Annotated in this window: 13 protein-coding genes and 1 pseudogene; 12 read left to right on the forward strand and 2 right to left on the reverse strand. The window is 56.6% G+C overall.

The features are described 5' to 3' along the window. The first annotated feature begins 117 nt into the window (after nucleotides 1-117). The 3 genes and pseudogenes from ACZRMS_RS19115 to ACZRMS_RS19125 form a co-directional block, all read left to right on the forward strand. Nucleotides 118-993 (forward strand): heme/hemin ABC transporter substrate-binding protein, encoded by an 876-nt coding sequence (locus ACZRMS_RS19115; protein WP_463996576.1) that lies wholly within the window; start codon nucleotides 118-120, stop codon nucleotides 991-993. Beyond that, nucleotides 990-2,027: a FecCD family ABC transporter permease gene (locus ACZRMS_RS19120; RefSeq protein ID WP_463996577.1), complete on the forward strand. Its 1,038-nt coding sequence runs from the start codon at nucleotides 990-992 to the stop codon at nucleotides 2,025-2,027. The genes ACZRMS_RS19115 and ACZRMS_RS19120 overlap by 4 nt, the downstream gene beginning before the upstream one ends. A 47-nt stretch (nucleotides 2,028-2,074) precedes the next feature. Next, nucleotides 2,075-2,794: pseudogene (locus ACZRMS_RS19125) on the forward strand (heme ABC transporter ATP-binding protein); the annotation flags it as partial. 232 nt (nucleotides 2,795-3,026) lie between these two features. Here the strand turns inward: ACZRMS_RS19125 and ACZRMS_RS19130 are convergent. Both ACZRMS_RS19130 and ACZRMS_RS19135 read right to left on the reverse strand, forming a co-directional pair. Continuing rightward, nucleotides 3,027-3,299, reverse strand: coding sequence for a TfoX/Sxy family protein (locus ACZRMS_RS19130; RefSeq protein ID WP_463996578.1), 273 nt, complete (start codon nucleotides 3,297-3,299; stop codon nucleotides 3,027-3,029). Nucleotides 3,300-3,622: 323 nt separating this feature from the next. Then, nucleotides 3,623-5,179 (reverse strand): bifunctional aminoglycoside phosphotransferase/ATP-binding protein, encoded by a 1,557-nt coding sequence (locus ACZRMS_RS19135; RefSeq protein WP_463996579.1) that lies wholly within the window; start codon nucleotides 5,177-5,179, stop codon nucleotides 3,623-3,625. 116 nt (nucleotides 5,180-5,295) lie between these two features. On the opposite strand from ACZRMS_RS19135, the gene mrcB reads away from it, so the two are divergent. The 9 genes from mrcB to msrQ all read left to right on the forward strand — a co-directional run bounded on the left by mrcB (nucleotide 5,296) and on the right by msrQ (nucleotide 15,102). Continuing rightward, nucleotides 5,296-7,620, forward strand: coding sequence for a penicillin-binding protein 1B (gene mrcB, locus ACZRMS_RS19140; RefSeq protein ID WP_463996580.1), 2,325 nt, complete (start codon nucleotides 5,296-5,298; stop codon nucleotides 7,618-7,620). Nucleotides 7,621-7,636: 16 nt separating this feature from the next. Further along, complete coding sequence (locus tag ACZRMS_RS19145) at nucleotides 7,637-8,380, forward strand: tetratricopeptide repeat protein (RefSeq protein WP_463996581.1); 744 nt, start codon at nucleotides 7,637-7,639, stop codon at nucleotides 8,378-8,380. Between the two features lie 5 nt (nucleotides 8,381-8,385). Further along, nucleotides 8,386-8,715: a YqcC family protein gene (locus tag ACZRMS_RS19150; protein WP_463996587.1), complete on the forward strand. Its 330-nt coding sequence runs from the start codon at nucleotides 8,386-8,388 to the stop codon at nucleotides 8,713-8,715. A 409-nt stretch (nucleotides 8,716-9,124) separates the two neighbouring features. Continuing rightward, entirely contained in the window at nucleotides 9,125-10,849 is a 1,725-nt protein-coding gene (locus tag ACZRMS_RS19155; RefSeq protein WP_463996582.1) for an acetolactate synthase 3 large subunit, read from the forward strand. A 2-nt stretch (nucleotides 10,850-10,851) separates the two neighbouring features. Continuing rightward, on the forward strand, nucleotides 10,852-11,343 hold the full coding sequence (ilvN, locus tag ACZRMS_RS19160; RefSeq protein WP_016783407.1) for an acetolactate synthase small subunit: 492 nt from the start codon (nucleotides 10,852-10,854) through the stop codon (nucleotides 11,341-11,343). A 49-nt stretch (nucleotides 11,344-11,392) separates the two neighbouring features. Continuing rightward, nucleotides 11,393-12,409 (forward strand): ketol-acid reductoisomerase, encoded by a 1,017-nt coding sequence (gene ilvC / locus ACZRMS_RS19165; RefSeq protein ID WP_048362162.1) that lies wholly within the window; start codon nucleotides 11,393-11,395, stop codon nucleotides 12,407-12,409. Between the two features lie 144 nt (nucleotides 12,410-12,553). Next, nucleotides 12,554-13,411, forward strand: a complete 858-nt coding sequence (pssA, locus tag ACZRMS_RS19170; RefSeq protein ID WP_463996583.1) for a CDP-diacylglycerol--serine O-phosphatidyltransferase — start codon at nucleotides 12,554-12,556, stop codon at nucleotides 13,409-13,411. A 63-nt stretch (nucleotides 13,412-13,474) separates the two neighbouring features. Further along, nucleotides 13,475-14,488, forward strand: coding sequence for a protein-methionine-sulfoxide reductase catalytic subunit MsrP (msrP, locus tag ACZRMS_RS19175; RefSeq protein ID WP_463996584.1), 1,014 nt, complete (start codon nucleotides 13,475-13,477; stop codon nucleotides 14,486-14,488). Next, nucleotides 14,488-15,102 (forward strand): protein-methionine-sulfoxide reductase heme-binding subunit MsrQ, encoded by a 615-nt coding sequence (gene msrQ / locus ACZRMS_RS19180; RefSeq protein ID WP_463996585.1) that lies wholly within the window; start codon nucleotides 14,488-14,490, stop codon nucleotides 15,100-15,102. The genes msrP and msrQ overlap by 1 nt, the downstream gene beginning before the upstream one ends. Nucleotides 15,103-15,369 lie beyond the last annotated feature (267 nt).

Genomic DNA, 15,369 nt, shown 5'->3' on the forward strand with positions numbered 1-15,369 from the left:
GTTGACGTGCAAATGCAAACAATTATCAAATAGAGGGCTTGCTCTGCGATGTGCTCTTGCCACGTAGTGATACTACCTTTGTCTCGTTGAGCCCTCTTCTTCAAGGAATACCTCTGTATGCGCTTGAGTACACGCCTGATTACGCTCTGTGCTGGTTTTATGATCAGTCATGTCAGCCTGGCCGGCGAGTTGCCACAACGTTGGGTCAGTGCCGGAGGGGCTCTTTCGGAGTGGGTCAGCGAGTTGGGCGCGGAGTCTAAATTGGTTGGGGTCGATACCACCAGTCAACATCCAGAATCACTTAAGTCGCTCCCCAGCATCGGGTATCAGCGCCAGCTCTCGGCAGAGGGCATCTTGAGCCTGAAGCCGGATGTTCTGATTGGCACGGACGAGATCGGCCCGCCGCCTGTTCTGGCGCAGATCCGTGGTGCCGGTGTGCCGGTTGAAATGTTTTCTTCCCGGGCTGACCTCGCAAGCCTTGAGGCCACGCTGGAGCACTTGGGCCGCCTGCTGGGCGACGAAGCGCAAGCAGCGCAACTGTTCAAGGACTATCAACAGCAACTGGAGCAGCATCAGCTACAGGTCAAGGCTGCACAAGTGGATCACAGGACGCCTGGAGTGCTGTTGCTACTGGGCCACGCAGGCGGCAAGCCGCTGATTGCCGGCAAGGACACGGCAGCAGACTGGCTGCTGACCCGGGCTGGCGGGCATAACCTGGCCACCCACACCGGCTACAAGCCGTTTTCGGTGGAGGCCCTGGCCGGGTTGAATCCTGAGGTGCTGGTGTTTGCTGACCGCAGTCTCACGGGTGAAGCGGCCCGTGCAGCACTGATGAAAGAAAATCCGATACTGGCTTCGATCCGTGCCGCTAAAAACGGCCGTGTATACGAGCTGGACCCAACCCTGTTGGTGGGTGGGCTGGGGCCACGATTGCCAGCCAGCTTGAAGCAACTGACGGCTGAGTTTTACCCAGCGGCTGCGGCCAACCAATGAGAACACTGGTCAAACCCCGTTCCTTGTTCATCGGTCTGGGGGCGCTGTGCCTTTTGGCGACCTGGTTGTCGCTGTCGCTGGGACCGGTGAGTTTGCCGTTGTTTGACACCTTGCGCGCGGCACTGCGTTTGCTCGGTGTTCCCATCCAGGGTGAGGGCCTGGAGCAGGCCGAGCTGATCCTTGGGCAGATCCGTTTGCCACGAACTTTGCTGGGCTTGGCGGTAGGCGGGGTGTTGGCGCTATCGGGTGTGGCCATGCAAGGGCTGTTTCGTAACCCGCTGGCCGACCCCGGATTGGTGGGGGTGTCCAGCGGTGCGGCCCTGGGCGCTGCCATTGCGATTGTTGGCGGGGCTGCCTTTGGCGGGTTGCCGGAGTTTATCGGGCCGTATCTGCTGTCGTTGTGTGCATTCCTCGGTGGCTTGGGAGTCACGGCGTTGGTGTATCGACTGGGGCGCCGCAACGGTCAGACCAATGTCGCCGTCATGTTGCTCGCAGGGATTGCACTGACAGCTCTGGCTGGCTCTGCGGTAGGCCTGTTTACCTATCTGGCCGATGACGCGACATTGCGTACGTTGACGTTCTGGAATCTGGGCAGCCTCAATGGCGCGAGCTATGCGCGGTTGTGGCCCTTGCTGATTGTTACCGTGGGCGTTGCACTGTGGCTACCGCGGCGAGCGAATGCGCTCAATGCGCTGTTGCTGGGGGAATCGGAAGCCAATCATTTAGGGATCGACGTTGAAAGCCTCAAGCGCGAGCTGGTGTTTTGCACCGCCCTTGGTGTCGGCGCTGCCGTGGCAGCAGCAGGCATGATCGGTTTTATCGGGCTGGTGGTGCCGCATCTGGTGCGGCTGCTGGCGGGGCCGGATCATCGGGTGCTGTTGCCTGCGTCGGTACTTGCGGGGGCTGCGTTGCTGCTGTTCGCGGATTTGATTGCGCGACTGGCCCTGGCGCCGGCAGAACTGCCGATCGGGATTGTTACCGCGTTTCTCGGTGCGCCGTTCTTCCTTTATCTGCTGCTGCGAGGTCGTCACTGATGTTGCGTACGGAAAACCTGCAGATCCGTCGCGATCAAAAAATCGTACTGGCGGATGTCACTTTGGATGTGCGCCCGGGCGAAGTGCTTGGGGTGCTGGGTCCTAACGGGGCGGGCAAAAGCACGTTGCTGGCAGCTTTGTGCGGGGAGTTGACACCGAGCGGGGGGCAGGTCTGGCTGGATCAACAGCACTTGAATCAGTGGAAGGGGGCGCAGCGGGCACAGCGCCTTGCTGTTTTGCCTCAAACTTCGACTCTGGGCTTCGCCTTTCGTGTTGAGGAAGTGGTTGGCATGGGGCGGCTGCCTCACCAGACAGGCCGTGTTCGTGATTCAGAAATCATCCTCGCTGCATTGCAGGCGGCGGATGTCGAACATCTGGCAGGACGCAGCTATCTGGCGTTATCAGGTGGCGAGCGTCAGCGAGTGCATCTGGCGCGGGTGCTGGCGCAATTATGGCCGGGGCAAAGCGGGCAAACCTTGTTGCTCGATGAACCGACCTCGATGCTTGACCCCTTGCACCAACACACCACGCTCAAGGCCATTCGTGCGTTCGCTGACCGCGGTGCTGCGGTACTGATCATCCTGCACGACTTGAATCTGGCTGCGCGTTATTGCGACCGATTGTTGCTGCTGGAGGAGGGCCGCCCACGAGCCCTGGATTGCCCGCAAGCCGTGTTGCAGCCAGAAGCATTAAAGGCCGTCTTTGGTCTGGATGTTTTAGTACAGCCTCATCCGGAGCTGGGCTGCCCGTTGGTTATTGCTCGCTGAAGACGTACGGCTGCATGTGGGCTGGCGCTTTTCTGCAGGCAAAAAAAGACCCGGCAAGAGCCGGGTCAAATAACCGTGATTAGCCTGATGAGGAGATTTTCTGAGAGTCCGAACCAAGGGCCTTCCAGAAGATCGACTGGTCTCGCGACCAGATGGCGTAATCATAACAATTCTCATTACCGTGTCAATAGCTGTTTTTTACCATTCATCGTGTGTGCCCGAGTTGGCCGTTTCAGATTTTGTTCAAAGCTTCTAATTGATCCACTTGCCGGTTCAGCGCTTCCTTGCGTTCGGCGGGAAGATCGTTCCAGTGAATATCCAGCAGGGCTCCTTCAATGGCGTACAGAAGAACCTTGGAAGCCCTGAAGCCCCGTGCCTTCACCGCCCGATAGGCGTCAACGGCCCCCAGGCGCTTCAAGTCCGACGCACTGTGGATTCCCACTGCGTGTAGCCATTGTGCCGATGTCTTGCCAAGATTTTTCAAATGCTGGAGTTCATCATTCATCAGCTCTCCTTGCGACGGCGTGAGCTCAGCGTTTACGGGGCAATGTGATCCTTTTGAGTGTAGCGCTCAGTAGGAAAATCGTAGTCCGTTAGTCGGTTTTGGAACAAAGGAGTGCCGGAAAAGAGCAAATGCTTTGTCAGTCCGTGGCGGGGGGGTAAGAGGGTAGAGCGTTTGTACAGGGCAAGAGGGTTGGCCCGCTGCGACAGGAGGGCGTCCGGGCAGACGTCGTATTTGTGTTTTCGCGTGCGCTGGCCAGTGTGTGCTGTATGCAATCCGGTTCTGAAGCACCGTGAAGCCATTGCGGCTTCACGGCGTCTGTGTGTTTACAGGCCTGGCAAACGCTGGCGGATGTCCGCAATCAGAGTGTCGAGGCTTTTGCTGTTGTGGGTTTCAACACGCTTGCTACGCAGAATTTCATCTGCGGCCAGGGCTTCTCGGCTTGCTTGCTGTGCCTTGACCACTTCCAGCGTGGCGTCGGAAGGGTCGGTGCCAATGCTCTGACGGTGAGCCAGCCAGCCTTCGATCACGGCGTCTGGCGCGGTGCAGTCGAGGATCAGGCAAGGTACGCCCGTAGCTTCTGCCACTTTGGCAGCGCCATCACGCTGCTCGCGCTTGAGGTAGGTGGCGTCAATCACGACGGGGAAGCCCGCGCGCAATACGATGCCCGCCAGCTCATGCAGTTTGTCGTAGGTTGAAGCGCTGGCGTCAGCGTTATAAATGCCATCGCCTACTGTATTTTCAGTAGTCTGCTGGCCGAACAACTGCTTGCGGATGACATCTGAGCGCAAACGAATCGCACCCAAAGCCTCAACCAGTCGCATGGCTACCGAGCTTTTACCTACAGCCGAAACACCGTGGGTAATGGTCAGGAAGCGCGAAGGAATGGTGCTGTAGCTTTCCGCCAGGTTGGCGTAGTTGCGGTATTGACGCAGTGTGGCTGCACGCTGAACCGGGCTGGCTTCGGCGGGCATGCTGAACAGGCTGACTTTGGCACGCACCAGTGCACGGTAGGCCTTGTAGAAGTTCAGCAGCTCAAGGCCCTGGTAGTCGCCGGTCAGCTCCAGGTACTGGCTGATAAAGCGTCGAGCCAGACACTTCAGACCTCGGTCTTCAAGGTCCATCGCGAGGAAGGCGGTATCGCCATACACATCGGTGAAACGGAAAGGTTCGTTGAATTCGATGCAGTCGAAGATTACGACTTTGCCATCAATCATCGTGGCATTGCCCAAGTGAATGTCACCGTGGCATTCGCGGATAAACCCTTGGGCCTTGCGCTGCTCGAGCAGCGGCTTGAGGCGGGTAAAGCTCGCCTCGGCCCAGGCCTGCAGGGCGTCCAGTTGCAGCAGATCGGCTTTGTCCGAAAGGAACGGGCGAATTTGCTCGAAGTTCTGACGGACTGGGTCCATCACGGCCTCTGGAGTGCCTTGATAGTGCTCCAGCGGGACATGGGGCGCTTGGGTGTGGAAATGGGCAATTTGCCGGGCCATTTCGTCAATGTGGGCGGCATTGAGCTCGCCATTGGCTTGCAGCGTGCTCAGTAACTGGCTTTGCGGGAACTGACGCATCTTCAGTGCGAATTCAATCGCCGGGCCTTCACCGCCCAGTACTGGCGCTTCGGCCGTGCCGGTAATCGGCAGCACGTCGAGGTACAGGCCTTCGGTCAGGCGCTGGTTCAGGCGCAGCTCTTCATTGCAGAAGTGTTCGCGGCCACTGAGCTCGGTGAAGTCAAGAAAACCGAAATTGACTGGCTTCTTCAGTTTGTAGGCATACGGCCCGGTGAGGATGACCCAGGAGATGTGCGTCTCGATAACCTGAAATCCATCGACTTCATGGGGGTAGAGGTCCGGGTTTTGCAGGGCGGCAATCAGGTTCTGGCTCACGGTTGATCCTTCAAGGTCTGGAAAATTCAATGCGCCATTATGGCGGCTGACAGCTGGAGTGCAAACCGCCGGGCTGCGCATGATGAACATGAATAAAGTGCGTATAATCTCGCGCCATGACTCGTACCCGATCCCCTCGTTCTCGTTCCAAACGTCCTTCTGGCGGCCTTCGGCCCTGGCTGGGCTGGGCCATTAAGCTCAGTCTGGTAGGCCTGGTGGTGCTGGCAGGTTTTGCCGTCTATCTCGATGCCATCGTTCAGGAGAAGTTCTCCGGCAAGCGCTGGACCATCCCGGCCAAGGTTTATGCCCGGCCGCTGGAGCTGTTCGTCGGCCAGAAGCTGAGCAAGAACGACTTCCTTACGGAACTCGACGCGCTGGGCTATCGCCGCGAAAGCGTGGTCAATGGTCCTGGAGCGGCAGCCGTTAACGGCAACACGGTCGACCTCAACACCCGCGGCTTCCAGTTTTATGAAGGTGCCGAACAGGCACAGCCGGTGCGTGTACGCTTCTCTGGCGACTATGTGGCAGAGCTTTCATCGACCAACGGTTCAAAGCTCCCTGTGGTGCGCCTTGAACCGCTGCTGATCGGCGGCCTTTACCCTAAAAACCTTGAGGACCGGATCCTGATCAATATCGATCAGGTACCGCCATATTTGCTCGAGACGCTGGTAACCGTTGAAGATCGGGATTTCTACCATCACTTCGGTGTGTCGCCGAAGTCGATTGCGCGTGCCATGTGGGTTAACACGTCGTCCGGGCAAATGCGCCAGGGCGGCAGTACTCTGACTCAGCAACTGGTCAAGAATTTCTATCTGACCAACGAGCGCAGCCTTAGTCGCAAACTGACTGAGGCGATGATGGCGTTGCTGCTGGAAATGCATTACGACAAGCGCGAAATCCTTGAGGCGTATCTCAACGAAGTGTTTGTCGGTCAGGACGGACAGCGCGCCGTGCATGGCTTTGGCCTCGCCAGCCAGTTCTTCTTCAGCCAGCCGCTGGCCGAACTCAAGCTGCATCAGGTGGCGTTGTTGGTGGGGATGGTCAAAGGGCCATCTTCTTATAACCCGCGTCGTAACCCCGAGCGGGCTTTGGTACGGCGGAATCTGGTGCTCGATTTGCTGGAGCAACAAGGTGTTGCAACGCCCGAGCAAGTAGCTGCCGCGAAGAAAATGCCTCTGGGCGTGACCAAGCGGGGCAGTCTGGCGGACAGCTCATTCCCGGGGTTCCTGGATCTGGTCAAGCGTCAGTTGCGTGAGGATTATCGCGACGAAGACTTGACCGAAGAGGGGCTGCGAATTTTCACCAGCTTCGACCCGATCCTGCAGATGAAGTCTGAAGCAGCAGTCGGTGAGACCTTTAAGCGTCTGGCCGGGCGCAAGGGTTCGGATGAAGTGGAAGCCGCGATGGTGGTGACCAACCCGGAAACCGGTGAGGTTCAGGCGCTGATCGGCAGCCGTGCGCCGGGTTATGCCGGTTTTAACCGGGCGCTCGATGCGGTACGACCTATTGGTTCGTTAATCAAGCCTGCGGTTTATCTCACTGCACTTGAACGGCCGAGCCAGTACACGCTGACCAGTTGGCTGTCGGATGATCCGCTGTCGATCAAAGGCGCTGATGGTCAGGTCTGGAAGCCTCAGAATTATGACCGTCGCTCACACGGTACGGTTTTCCTCTACCAGTCGATGATGAACTCCTACAACCTCGGCACGGTAAGGCTGGGACAGGAGGTCGGTGTGCCTAACGTCCTCAAGACCTTGGCCCGACTCGGGGTAGAGCGTCAGTTTCCGGCGTTCCCGTCCATGTTGCTGGGGGCTGGCGCATTGAGCCCGATGGAAGTGGCGACGATGTATCAGACCCTGGCCAACGGTGGCTTCAATACGCCGATGCGCGGGATTCGCAGTGTGCTGACAGCAGAAGGTCAGCCGCTGAAGCGCTATCCCTTCCAGATCCAGCAACGTTTCGATCCGGGCTCGATTTTCCTGATCCAGAACGCTATGCAACATGTGATGCGCGAAGGTACGGGGCGTTCGGTCTATAACGTACTGCCCAAGAGCCTTGCGTTGGCGGGCAAGACCGGTACCAGTAACGACTCGCGTGACAGCTGGTTCGCAGGGTTTAGCCAGGATTTGCTGGCAGTGGTCTGGCTGGGTCGCGACGATAACGGCAAAACACCCTTTACCGGGGCGACCGGTGCCTTGCAGGTGTGGACCAGCTTTATGAAGAAGGCCGATCCGCTGCCGCTGGATATGCCTCAGCCCGATAACATTGTTCAGGCCTGGATTGATCCGCATACGGGGCAAGGATCCGATGCCAGCTGCCCTGGCGTGGTACAGATGCCGTATATTCGCGGCAGTGAGCCGCCAGCGGGGGCCAGTTGTGGCGGGCAGGCGCCTGCTTCAGGTGACGCCGTGATGGATTGGGTCAAGGGCTGGTTGAATTAAGCAAAGAGGGTTTGACGTGAATAAGTTGTGGATTGCGGCTGTTTCAGCCCTGGCTTTGCTCAATGGTTGTTCCAGCGTGCCGCAGGGTTCGATCCCTGTGGTCGACTCCGGTGTGCCGGTGTCGAACAATGAACGTATTTCGGCCCAGCGTACTGCGGGAAGTTATCCACAGGCTGCTGCGCCACGGGCTGCACAAGCGCGCACGATTACCGAGGACTCGGGCGTGGTCGTGATGATCCCGGGGGGGGCTGCCAGCGTCTCGACGCCGATCAGCACCCAACCTTTCACGCCAGGACCGATTACACCCGGCCCGGCCGCAGCGCCGATCAGCACGGGCAGCTACACACCGGGCAGTACCTACAGCGCCCCGGCGGCGATTACGCCTAGCGGTATTCCGTCCAATAACACGGGTGGCGGTCTGGCTGCCGATGAGCAGCTGGATGGTCCGGTGCTGGCGTTGCTCACCACCGCTCAGCAGCAACAGACGAGCGGTGACTTGAATGGCGCTGCGTCGAGCCTTGAGCGTGCTCAGCGTGTGGCACCCCGTGAGCCGCAAGTGCTTTACCGTCTGGCGCAAGTGCGCATGGCTCAGGGCGACACTGCCCAGGCAGAGCAATTTGCCCGCCGTGGTTTGACGTTCGCCAATGGACGTCCGGATTTGCAGGCAAGCTTGTGGGGTTTGATTGCCCAGGCGCGTGACAAGCAAGGTGATGCGGCTGGTGCTGCATTGGCCCGTCAAAAAGCCAAAGTGAGTCTCTGATGGTTATGGACCCACGTACTTCTGAAGTCGCCGAGTACCTGCTGCTTATCGAGCAGGAAATGCGCACCCAGGGGTTATGGAGTGACAGGGCTCCCACCGAGCACGACCTGTCCAGTCTGGAGCCGTTCAGCGTGGACAGGCTGGACTTTGAAGAGTGGGTGCAGTGGATCTTCTTGCCGAAGATGAAAGTCATTGTCGAGCAGGGGCAGCCATTGCCCAGTGTCTCGGGTATCCGGTACATGGCGGAGCATGTTTTTGGGCAGCGCCGCGGGAGCTGGAAACCATTGCTCAAGCATTTTGAAGGTTTTGACCTGCTGATCAGCCCTTCCTCTTGAGGGCGTGGCTGCCAGATTTTGCTGGCAGTCATTCGTTTTCTTGTCGACTTCTTTCATTTGGCGCGTTTTTTTGTGCGTTCTTGCCGATTTATGCGAATAAATTGAATTGATGACTTGACTTGGGCCGGCCTAATGAGAAGAATCAAAGTCCCGCTGTAGAGGGACTGCCAGAAGCAGGCCCTCTCAGCAGATCATGAGGCGCACACCCGCGCCGACCTGTTACACCCGCAACGCGTTACCTCGCGCTGGGTGGGAAAACCCCGCAACATTTGGGGAGCTCCCAATACTTGCTCAGTCAGTGCTGACGTAGTCGGCGACCACCGTCGCTCATGCTCTGCTGAAAAGTAAACCTATTAAGACCCGTTCGCATTTTAGTGGACGGTATTCTGGCGTTTTAGAGGTGAACAACGTGGAGCTTTTATCTGGCGGTGAGATGCTGGTCCGCTTTTTGCGCGACGAAGGTGTCAAATATATCTACGGGTACCCTGGTGGTGCTCTGCTGCATGTCTATGACGCACTGTTCAAGGAACCGGAAGTTACCCACATCCTGGTTCGTCACGAGCAGGCTGCAACCCATATGGCTGACGGCTATGCCCGTGCTACCGGTAAAGCCGGTGTAGTACTGGTTACTTCCGGGCCGGGTGCTACCAACGCCATCACGGGTATAGCCACTGCCTACATGGACTCCATTCCGATGGTGATCATTTCCGGTCAGGTGCCTAGCACCATGGTCGGCACCGATGCTTTCCAGGAAACCGACATGATCGGCATCTCCCGGCCCATCGTGAAGCACAGCTTTATGATCAAGCATGCTTCGGAAATCCCGGAGGTCATGAAAAAGGCGTTCTACCTCGCTCAATCCGGTCGTCCTGGCCCGGTTGTGGTCGATATCCCGAAAGACATGACCAACCCTGCCGAGAAGTTCGAATACGTCTTCCCGAAAAAAGCCAAGCTGCGTTCTTATAGCCCGGCCTTGCGTGGCCACTCTGGCCAGATTCGCAAGGCGGCAGAGATGCTGCTGGCTGCCAAACGTCCTGTGCTGTATGCGGGCGGCGGCGTCATCTTGGGCGGCGGTTCGGCACCGCTGACCGAGTTGGCAAAAATGCTCAACGTGCCGGTGACCAATACGCTGATGGGCCTGGGTGCATACCCTGGTACTGATCGCCAGTTTGTCGGCATGCTCGGTATGCATGGCAGCTTCACGGCCAACATGACCATGCACAACGCAGACGTAATCCTGGCGGTAGGCGCGCGCTTTGATGACCGTGTTATCAATGGCCCGTCCAAGTTCTGCCCGAACGCCAAGATCATCCATATTGATATCGACCCGGCGTCCATCTCCAAGACCATCAAGGCCGACGTGCCGATTGTAGGTCCGGTAGAGAGCGTGCTGACCGAAATGGTCTCCATCCTCAAGGAAATTGGCGAGACACCGAATCCGGAAGCGGTTGCCAGTTGGTGGAAGCAGATTGACGAATGGCGCGGTAATGGTGACCTGTTCCCTTATGACAAGGGCGACGGCACCAAGATCAAGCCTCAGGCTGTTATCGAAATGCTCTGCGAAGTGACCAAGGGCGATGCATATGTAACGTCCGATGTGGGTCAGCACCAGATGTTCGCGGCCCAGTACTATCGCTTCAACAAGCCTAATCGCTGGATCAACTCAGGCGGTCTGGGCACGATGGGCTTCGGCTTTCCCGCTGCAATGGGGGTTAAGCTGAGTTTCCCTGAAGCTGACGTTGCCTGTGTAACAGGCGAGGGCAGCATTCAGATGAATATTCAGGAGCTGTCGACTTGTTTGCAGTACGGCTTGCCAGTAAAAATCATCAGCCTTAATAACGGCGTGCTTGGAATGGTGCGTCAGTGGCAAGACATGAATTACGGTAGCCGTCACTCGCACTCCTACATGGAATCGCTGCCTGATTTCGTCAAGCTGGCCGAAGCCTATGGACATGTGGGAATTCGGATCACTGATCTGAAAGATCTCAAACCGAAGATGGAAGAAGCCTTTGCCATGAAAGATCGACTGGTGTTCCTGGATATTCAGGTTGATACCAGTGAGCACGTTTACCCGATGCAGATCAAAGATGGCTCCATGCGCGACATGTGGCTGAGCAAGACGGAGCGTACTTAATCATGCGGCACATTATTTCCTTGCTTCTTGAAAACGAACCGGGCGCCTTGTCTCGAGTTGTCGGGCTTTTTTCGCAACGCAACTACAACATCGAAAGCCTGACGGTGGCACCAACCGAAGATCCGACCTTGTCGCGTCTGACGCTGACCACGGTGGGGCATGATGAGGTCATCGAGCAGATTACCAAGAACCTGAACAAGCTGATCGAAGTGGTCAAGCTGGTGGACCTGTCGGAGAGTGCTCATATCGAGCGTGAACTGATGCTGGTCAAGGTCAAGGCAACAGGTGCACAGCGCGCAGAGATCAAGCGCACCACGGATATTTTTCGTGGGCAGATCGTTGATGTCAGTGCCAGCGTGTACACCGTGCAGTTGACAGGTACCAGTGAGAAGCTCGACAGTTTCATTCAGTCGATTGGTACAGCTTCAATCCTGGAAACAGTTCGCAGTGGCGTCACCGGGATTGCCCGTGGCGACAAAGTACTCAGCATCTAAAACTAACAAGTGCTAATTGGCCTGAATGGCCTGGATATAAGGGAAAATCATGAAAGTTTATTACGACAAAGACTGCGACCTTTCGATCATCCAGGGCAAAAAAGTAGCCATCATCGGTTACGGCTCCCAGGGTCACGCCCAGGCCTGCAACCTGAAAGACTCCGGCGTTGACGTTACTGTTGGTCTGCGTAAAGGTTCGGCCACTGTCGGCAAGGCTGAGGCTCATGGCCTGAAAGTGACTGACGTTGCCAGCGCTGTTGCTGCTGCTGACTTGGTCATGATTCTGACTCCGGACGAGTTCCAGTCGGCACTGTACCGCGACGAAATCGAACCGAACATCAAGAAGGGCGCCACACTGGCCTTCTCCCACGGCTTCGCGATCCACTACAACCAGGTTGTGCCGCGTGCCGACCTTGACGTGATCATGATCGCGCCAAAAGCACCGGGCCACACCGTGCGCTCCGAGTTCGTAAAAGGCGGCGGCATTCCTGACCTGATCGCTATCTACCAGGACGCTTCGGGTAACGCCAAAAACGTAGCCCTGTCTTATGCAGCGGGTGTGGGTGGCGGTCGTACCGGCATCATCGAAACCACATTCAAGGACGAAACCGAAACCGACCTGTTCGGCGAGCAGGCTGTTCTGTGTGGCGGTACCGTTGAGCTGGTCAAAGCAGGTTTTGAAACCCTGGTTGAAGCCGGTTACGCGCCAGAAATGGCTTACTTCGAATGCTTGCACGAGTTGAAGTTGATCGTTGACCTCATGTACGAAGGCGGTATCGCCAACATGAACTACTCGATCTCCAACAACGCTGAGTACGGTGAGTATGTCACCGGCCCTGAAGTGATCAACGCTGAGTCCCGTCAGGCAATGCGTAACGCTCTGAAGCGCATTCAGGACGGCGAGTACGCGAAGATGTTCATCACCGAAGGTGCTACTGGCTACCCATCGATGACCGCCAAGCGTCGTAACAACGCTGCCCACGGTATCGAAGTCATCGGCGGGCAACTGCGTTCGATGATGCCTTGGATCGGTGCGAACAAAATCGTGGACCAGGCCAAGAACTAAGTTTTTAGCGTGTAGAAAAAACGCGGCCTAGGCCGCGTTTTTTCGTTTAAGCGGCCGCTTCTGGTATAAAGCGGGATCGTTTGTGGTTGAGTGCTGGCCCCAAACCTCTATCGAAACTTTCCATATCGTTGCAAGGTAATGTCCATGAGCGAACGTCCCGAAGAGCCAAAAGCGGCTTCTGACGCCGATAGCCTGCTGCCTATCGATGAGCATGTCGAAGAAGGGCATGACGCTGAAGGCCGAAAAGTCCGGCATCGTGGTATCTATCTGCTGCCGAACCTTTTCACCACCGCGAACCTGTTCGCCGGTTTTTATTCGATTATCAGTTCCATGAGCGCTCAAAGTGCCATGAGTGCGGGTGATGCTGCTGGCGCAAGCAAGTATTTTGCTTTTGCGGCCATCGCGATTTTTGTCGCAATGGTGCTGGATGGCCTTGATGGCCGGGTAGCGCGCATGACCAATACCGAAAGTGCCTTTGGTGCCGAGTACGACTCCTTGTCGGATATGGTTGCCTTTGGTGTAGCGCCGGCGTTGCTGGCCTTTGGTTGGGCGCTGGGTGATATGGGCAAGGTGGGCTGGATGGTTGCTTTCATCTATGTCGCGGGCGCCGCGTTACGTCTGGCGCGCTTCAACACCCAGGTAGGAAAAGCGGATAAACGCTATTTCATTGGTCTGGCCAGCCCGGCTGCTGCGGGTGTGGTGGCGGGTATTGTCTGGGCATTCAGTGATTACGGGATCCAGGGGTCGAAAATGTCGTTCCTGGTTGCCTTGCTGGTGGCTGCCGCCGGCATGCTGATGGTCAGCAATATCAAGTACAACAGCTTCAAGGAGCTGGACTTGAAAGGGCGCGTTCCTTTTGTAGCTATCCTGGCTGTGGTGTTGGTGTTTGCTGTTGTGTTCAGCGATCCGCCGCGCATTCTGTTGCTGGCCTTCCTGGCATATGCTGCATCGGGGCCTATTCAGTACTTATTGCGTTTGCGCCGTAACAAAAGCAGCGAGTGATGTAATTTCTCCCATACTCCGTAGTCTATTGGTGCATCAGCCCTCCAATACTGCGGAGTTGTCATGCTCATCAAGCTGCCTAAAACGTCCGACTGCAAAGAGTCGGACGTCACGCCTGAGTCCTTCTATCTATCCCGTCGTGCATTACTGGGCAGTTCGTTTGCCGGATTGGCTGTGAGTGCACTTCCGCGCTGGGCAAGTGCCGACGATGTGGGGCGTTATGCCGATGTTGAACCGGGCAAGGCTCCGTCCTGGTTCACCGACAAGCTCCCACAGACCAAGTGGCAGGCAGTCACGGTCAAGGGGGAGGCGATCACACCTTTCAAGGATGCTACGCACTACAACAACTTCTATGAGTTCGGTACTGATAAGGGAGACCCGGCACAGAATGCTGGCGCCTTGAAAACCGAACCCTGGAGTGTGGTCGTGGATGGAGAGGTGGGCAAGCCGGGGCGTTATGCCCTTGAAGACTTTATGCAGCCTTATCAGCTGGAAGAGCGGATCTATCGTCTGCGTTGCGTAGAGGCCTGGTCGATGGTGATTCCCTGGATGGGCTTTCCCATTTCGGCATTACTCAAACGGGTTGAGCCTACGTCGAAAGCCAAATTTATACGCTTTGAAACCTTGCAGGACCCAAAAGTGATGCCGGGGCAGCGCTCAGGCTTTGCGTTGATTGACTGGCCTTATGTCGAGGGGTTGCGTCTGGATGAGGCAATGAATCCGCTGGCGATCCTGGCGGTGGGTATGTATGGGCGCGAATTGCCGAATCAGAATGGTGCGCCGCTACGTTTGGTGGTGCCCTGGAAGTACGGATTCAAAAGCGTAAAGTCCATTGTGCGAATCAGTCTGGTCGAGGAACAGCCGAAAACCACTTGGCAGAGCATTGCTTCGGATGAATACGGCTTCTATGCAAACGTAAACCCTCAGGTTGATCATCCGCGCTGGACGCAGGCGCGTGAGCGGCGTTTGCCAAGCGGTCTGTTCAGTCCGAATGTGCGCGATACCCAGATGTTCAACGGTTACGCAGATGAAGTCTCTTCTTTATATACCGGCCTCGATTTGCGGAAGAACTATTGATGAAGTTCCTTTCCTGGCGTGTAGGCGTATTTATGGCAGCGGCTATCTGGCCTTTGCTTTGGCTCTATGAGGCCTGGAGTTCTGCCTTGGGGCCGGATCCGGGAAAAGTGCTGGTTGACAGGCTTGGGCTGGGCACGCTGATTCTTCTGTTGGTAACGCTCTGCATGACACCCATGCAAAAGCTCACGGGCTGGTCGGGTTGGATTGCAGTGCGCCGGCAAATTGGGTTGTGGTGTTTTGCTTATGTGGTGCTGCACCTGTGTGCTTATCTAGCTTTCGTGCTGGGGTTTGACTGGTCGCAACTGGGTGTGGAGTTGCGCAAGCGCCCCTACATAATTGTAGGCAGCCTAGGGTTCCTGTGTTTGCTGGCGCTGGCGGTGACTTCAAATCGTTATAGTCAGCGACGCTTGGGTGCGCGCTGGAAGAAGCTCCATCGTCTGGTATATGTGATTGTAGGGTTAGGGCTGCTACATATGCTCTGGATTGTGCGGGCCGATCTCAAGGAGTGGTCTATTTATGCCTGTATAGGTGTATGCCTGTTGTTGATGCGCATACCGCTGGTTAAGAGTCGAATTCCCCAGCTATATAAGAAGAAAGCGGTAACGGTCACTTAAACTGAAATTAAGCCTTGACTCTGGTTCCTGACGGCCTATAATTCGCGCCTCTTCCGGCACAGTAGAAACGGAAAACTCCTTGAGTTTCAATGAGTTGGATCAGTTTTCGAGAGTGCCAGCTTCAAGTCATCGAAGCAGGAAAAGAGGTGTTGACAGCAGCGTGTAACGCTGTAGAATTCGCCTCCCGCTAACGAGAGATCGAAAGCGCAAGTGGTTGATGTTGCAGGGGAAACTTTGAAAACATCTTAAAATAACCGCTTGACAGCA

It is taken from the genome of Pseudomonas sp. B424 (genome assembly GCF_055408345.1).

Bases quoted from the DNA above. Each gene is read 5' to 3' on its own strand.
- msrQ (WP_463996585.1), top strand. From the start codon at position 14,488: ATGAAGTTCCTTTCCTGGCGTGTAGGCGTATTTATGGCAGCGGCTATC.
- ACZRMS_RS19150 (WP_463996587.1), top strand. From the start codon at position 8,386: ATGGACCCACGTACTTCTGAAGTCGCCGAGTACCTGCTGCTTATCGAG.
- ACZRMS_RS19115 (WP_463996576.1), top strand. From the start codon at position 118: ATGCGCTTGAGTACACGCCTGATTACGCTCTGTGCTGGTTTTATGATC.
- mrcB (WP_463996580.1), top strand. From the start codon at position 5,296: ATGACTCGTACCCGATCCCCTCGTTCTCGTTCCAAACGTCCTTCTGGC.
- ACZRMS_RS19120 (WP_463996577.1), top strand. From the start codon at position 990: ATGAGAACACTGGTCAAACCCCGTTCCTTGTTCATCGGTCTGGGGGCG.
- ilvN (WP_016783407.1), top strand. From the start codon at position 10,852: ATGCGGCACATTATTTCCTTGCTTCTTGAAAACGAACCGGGCGCCTTG.
- ilvC (WP_048362162.1), top strand. From the start codon at position 11,393: ATGAAAGTTTATTACGACAAAGACTGCGACCTTTCGATCATCCAGGGC.
- pssA (WP_463996583.1), top strand. From the start codon at position 12,554: ATGAGCGAACGTCCCGAAGAGCCAAAAGCGGCTTCTGACGCCGATAGC.
- msrP (WP_463996584.1), top strand. From the start codon at position 13,475: ATGCTCATCAAGCTGCCTAAAACGTCCGACTGCAAAGAGTCGGACGTC.
- ACZRMS_RS19130 (WP_463996578.1), bottom strand. From the start codon at position 3,299: ATGAATGATGAACTCCAGCATTTGAAAAATCTTGGCAAGACATCGGCA.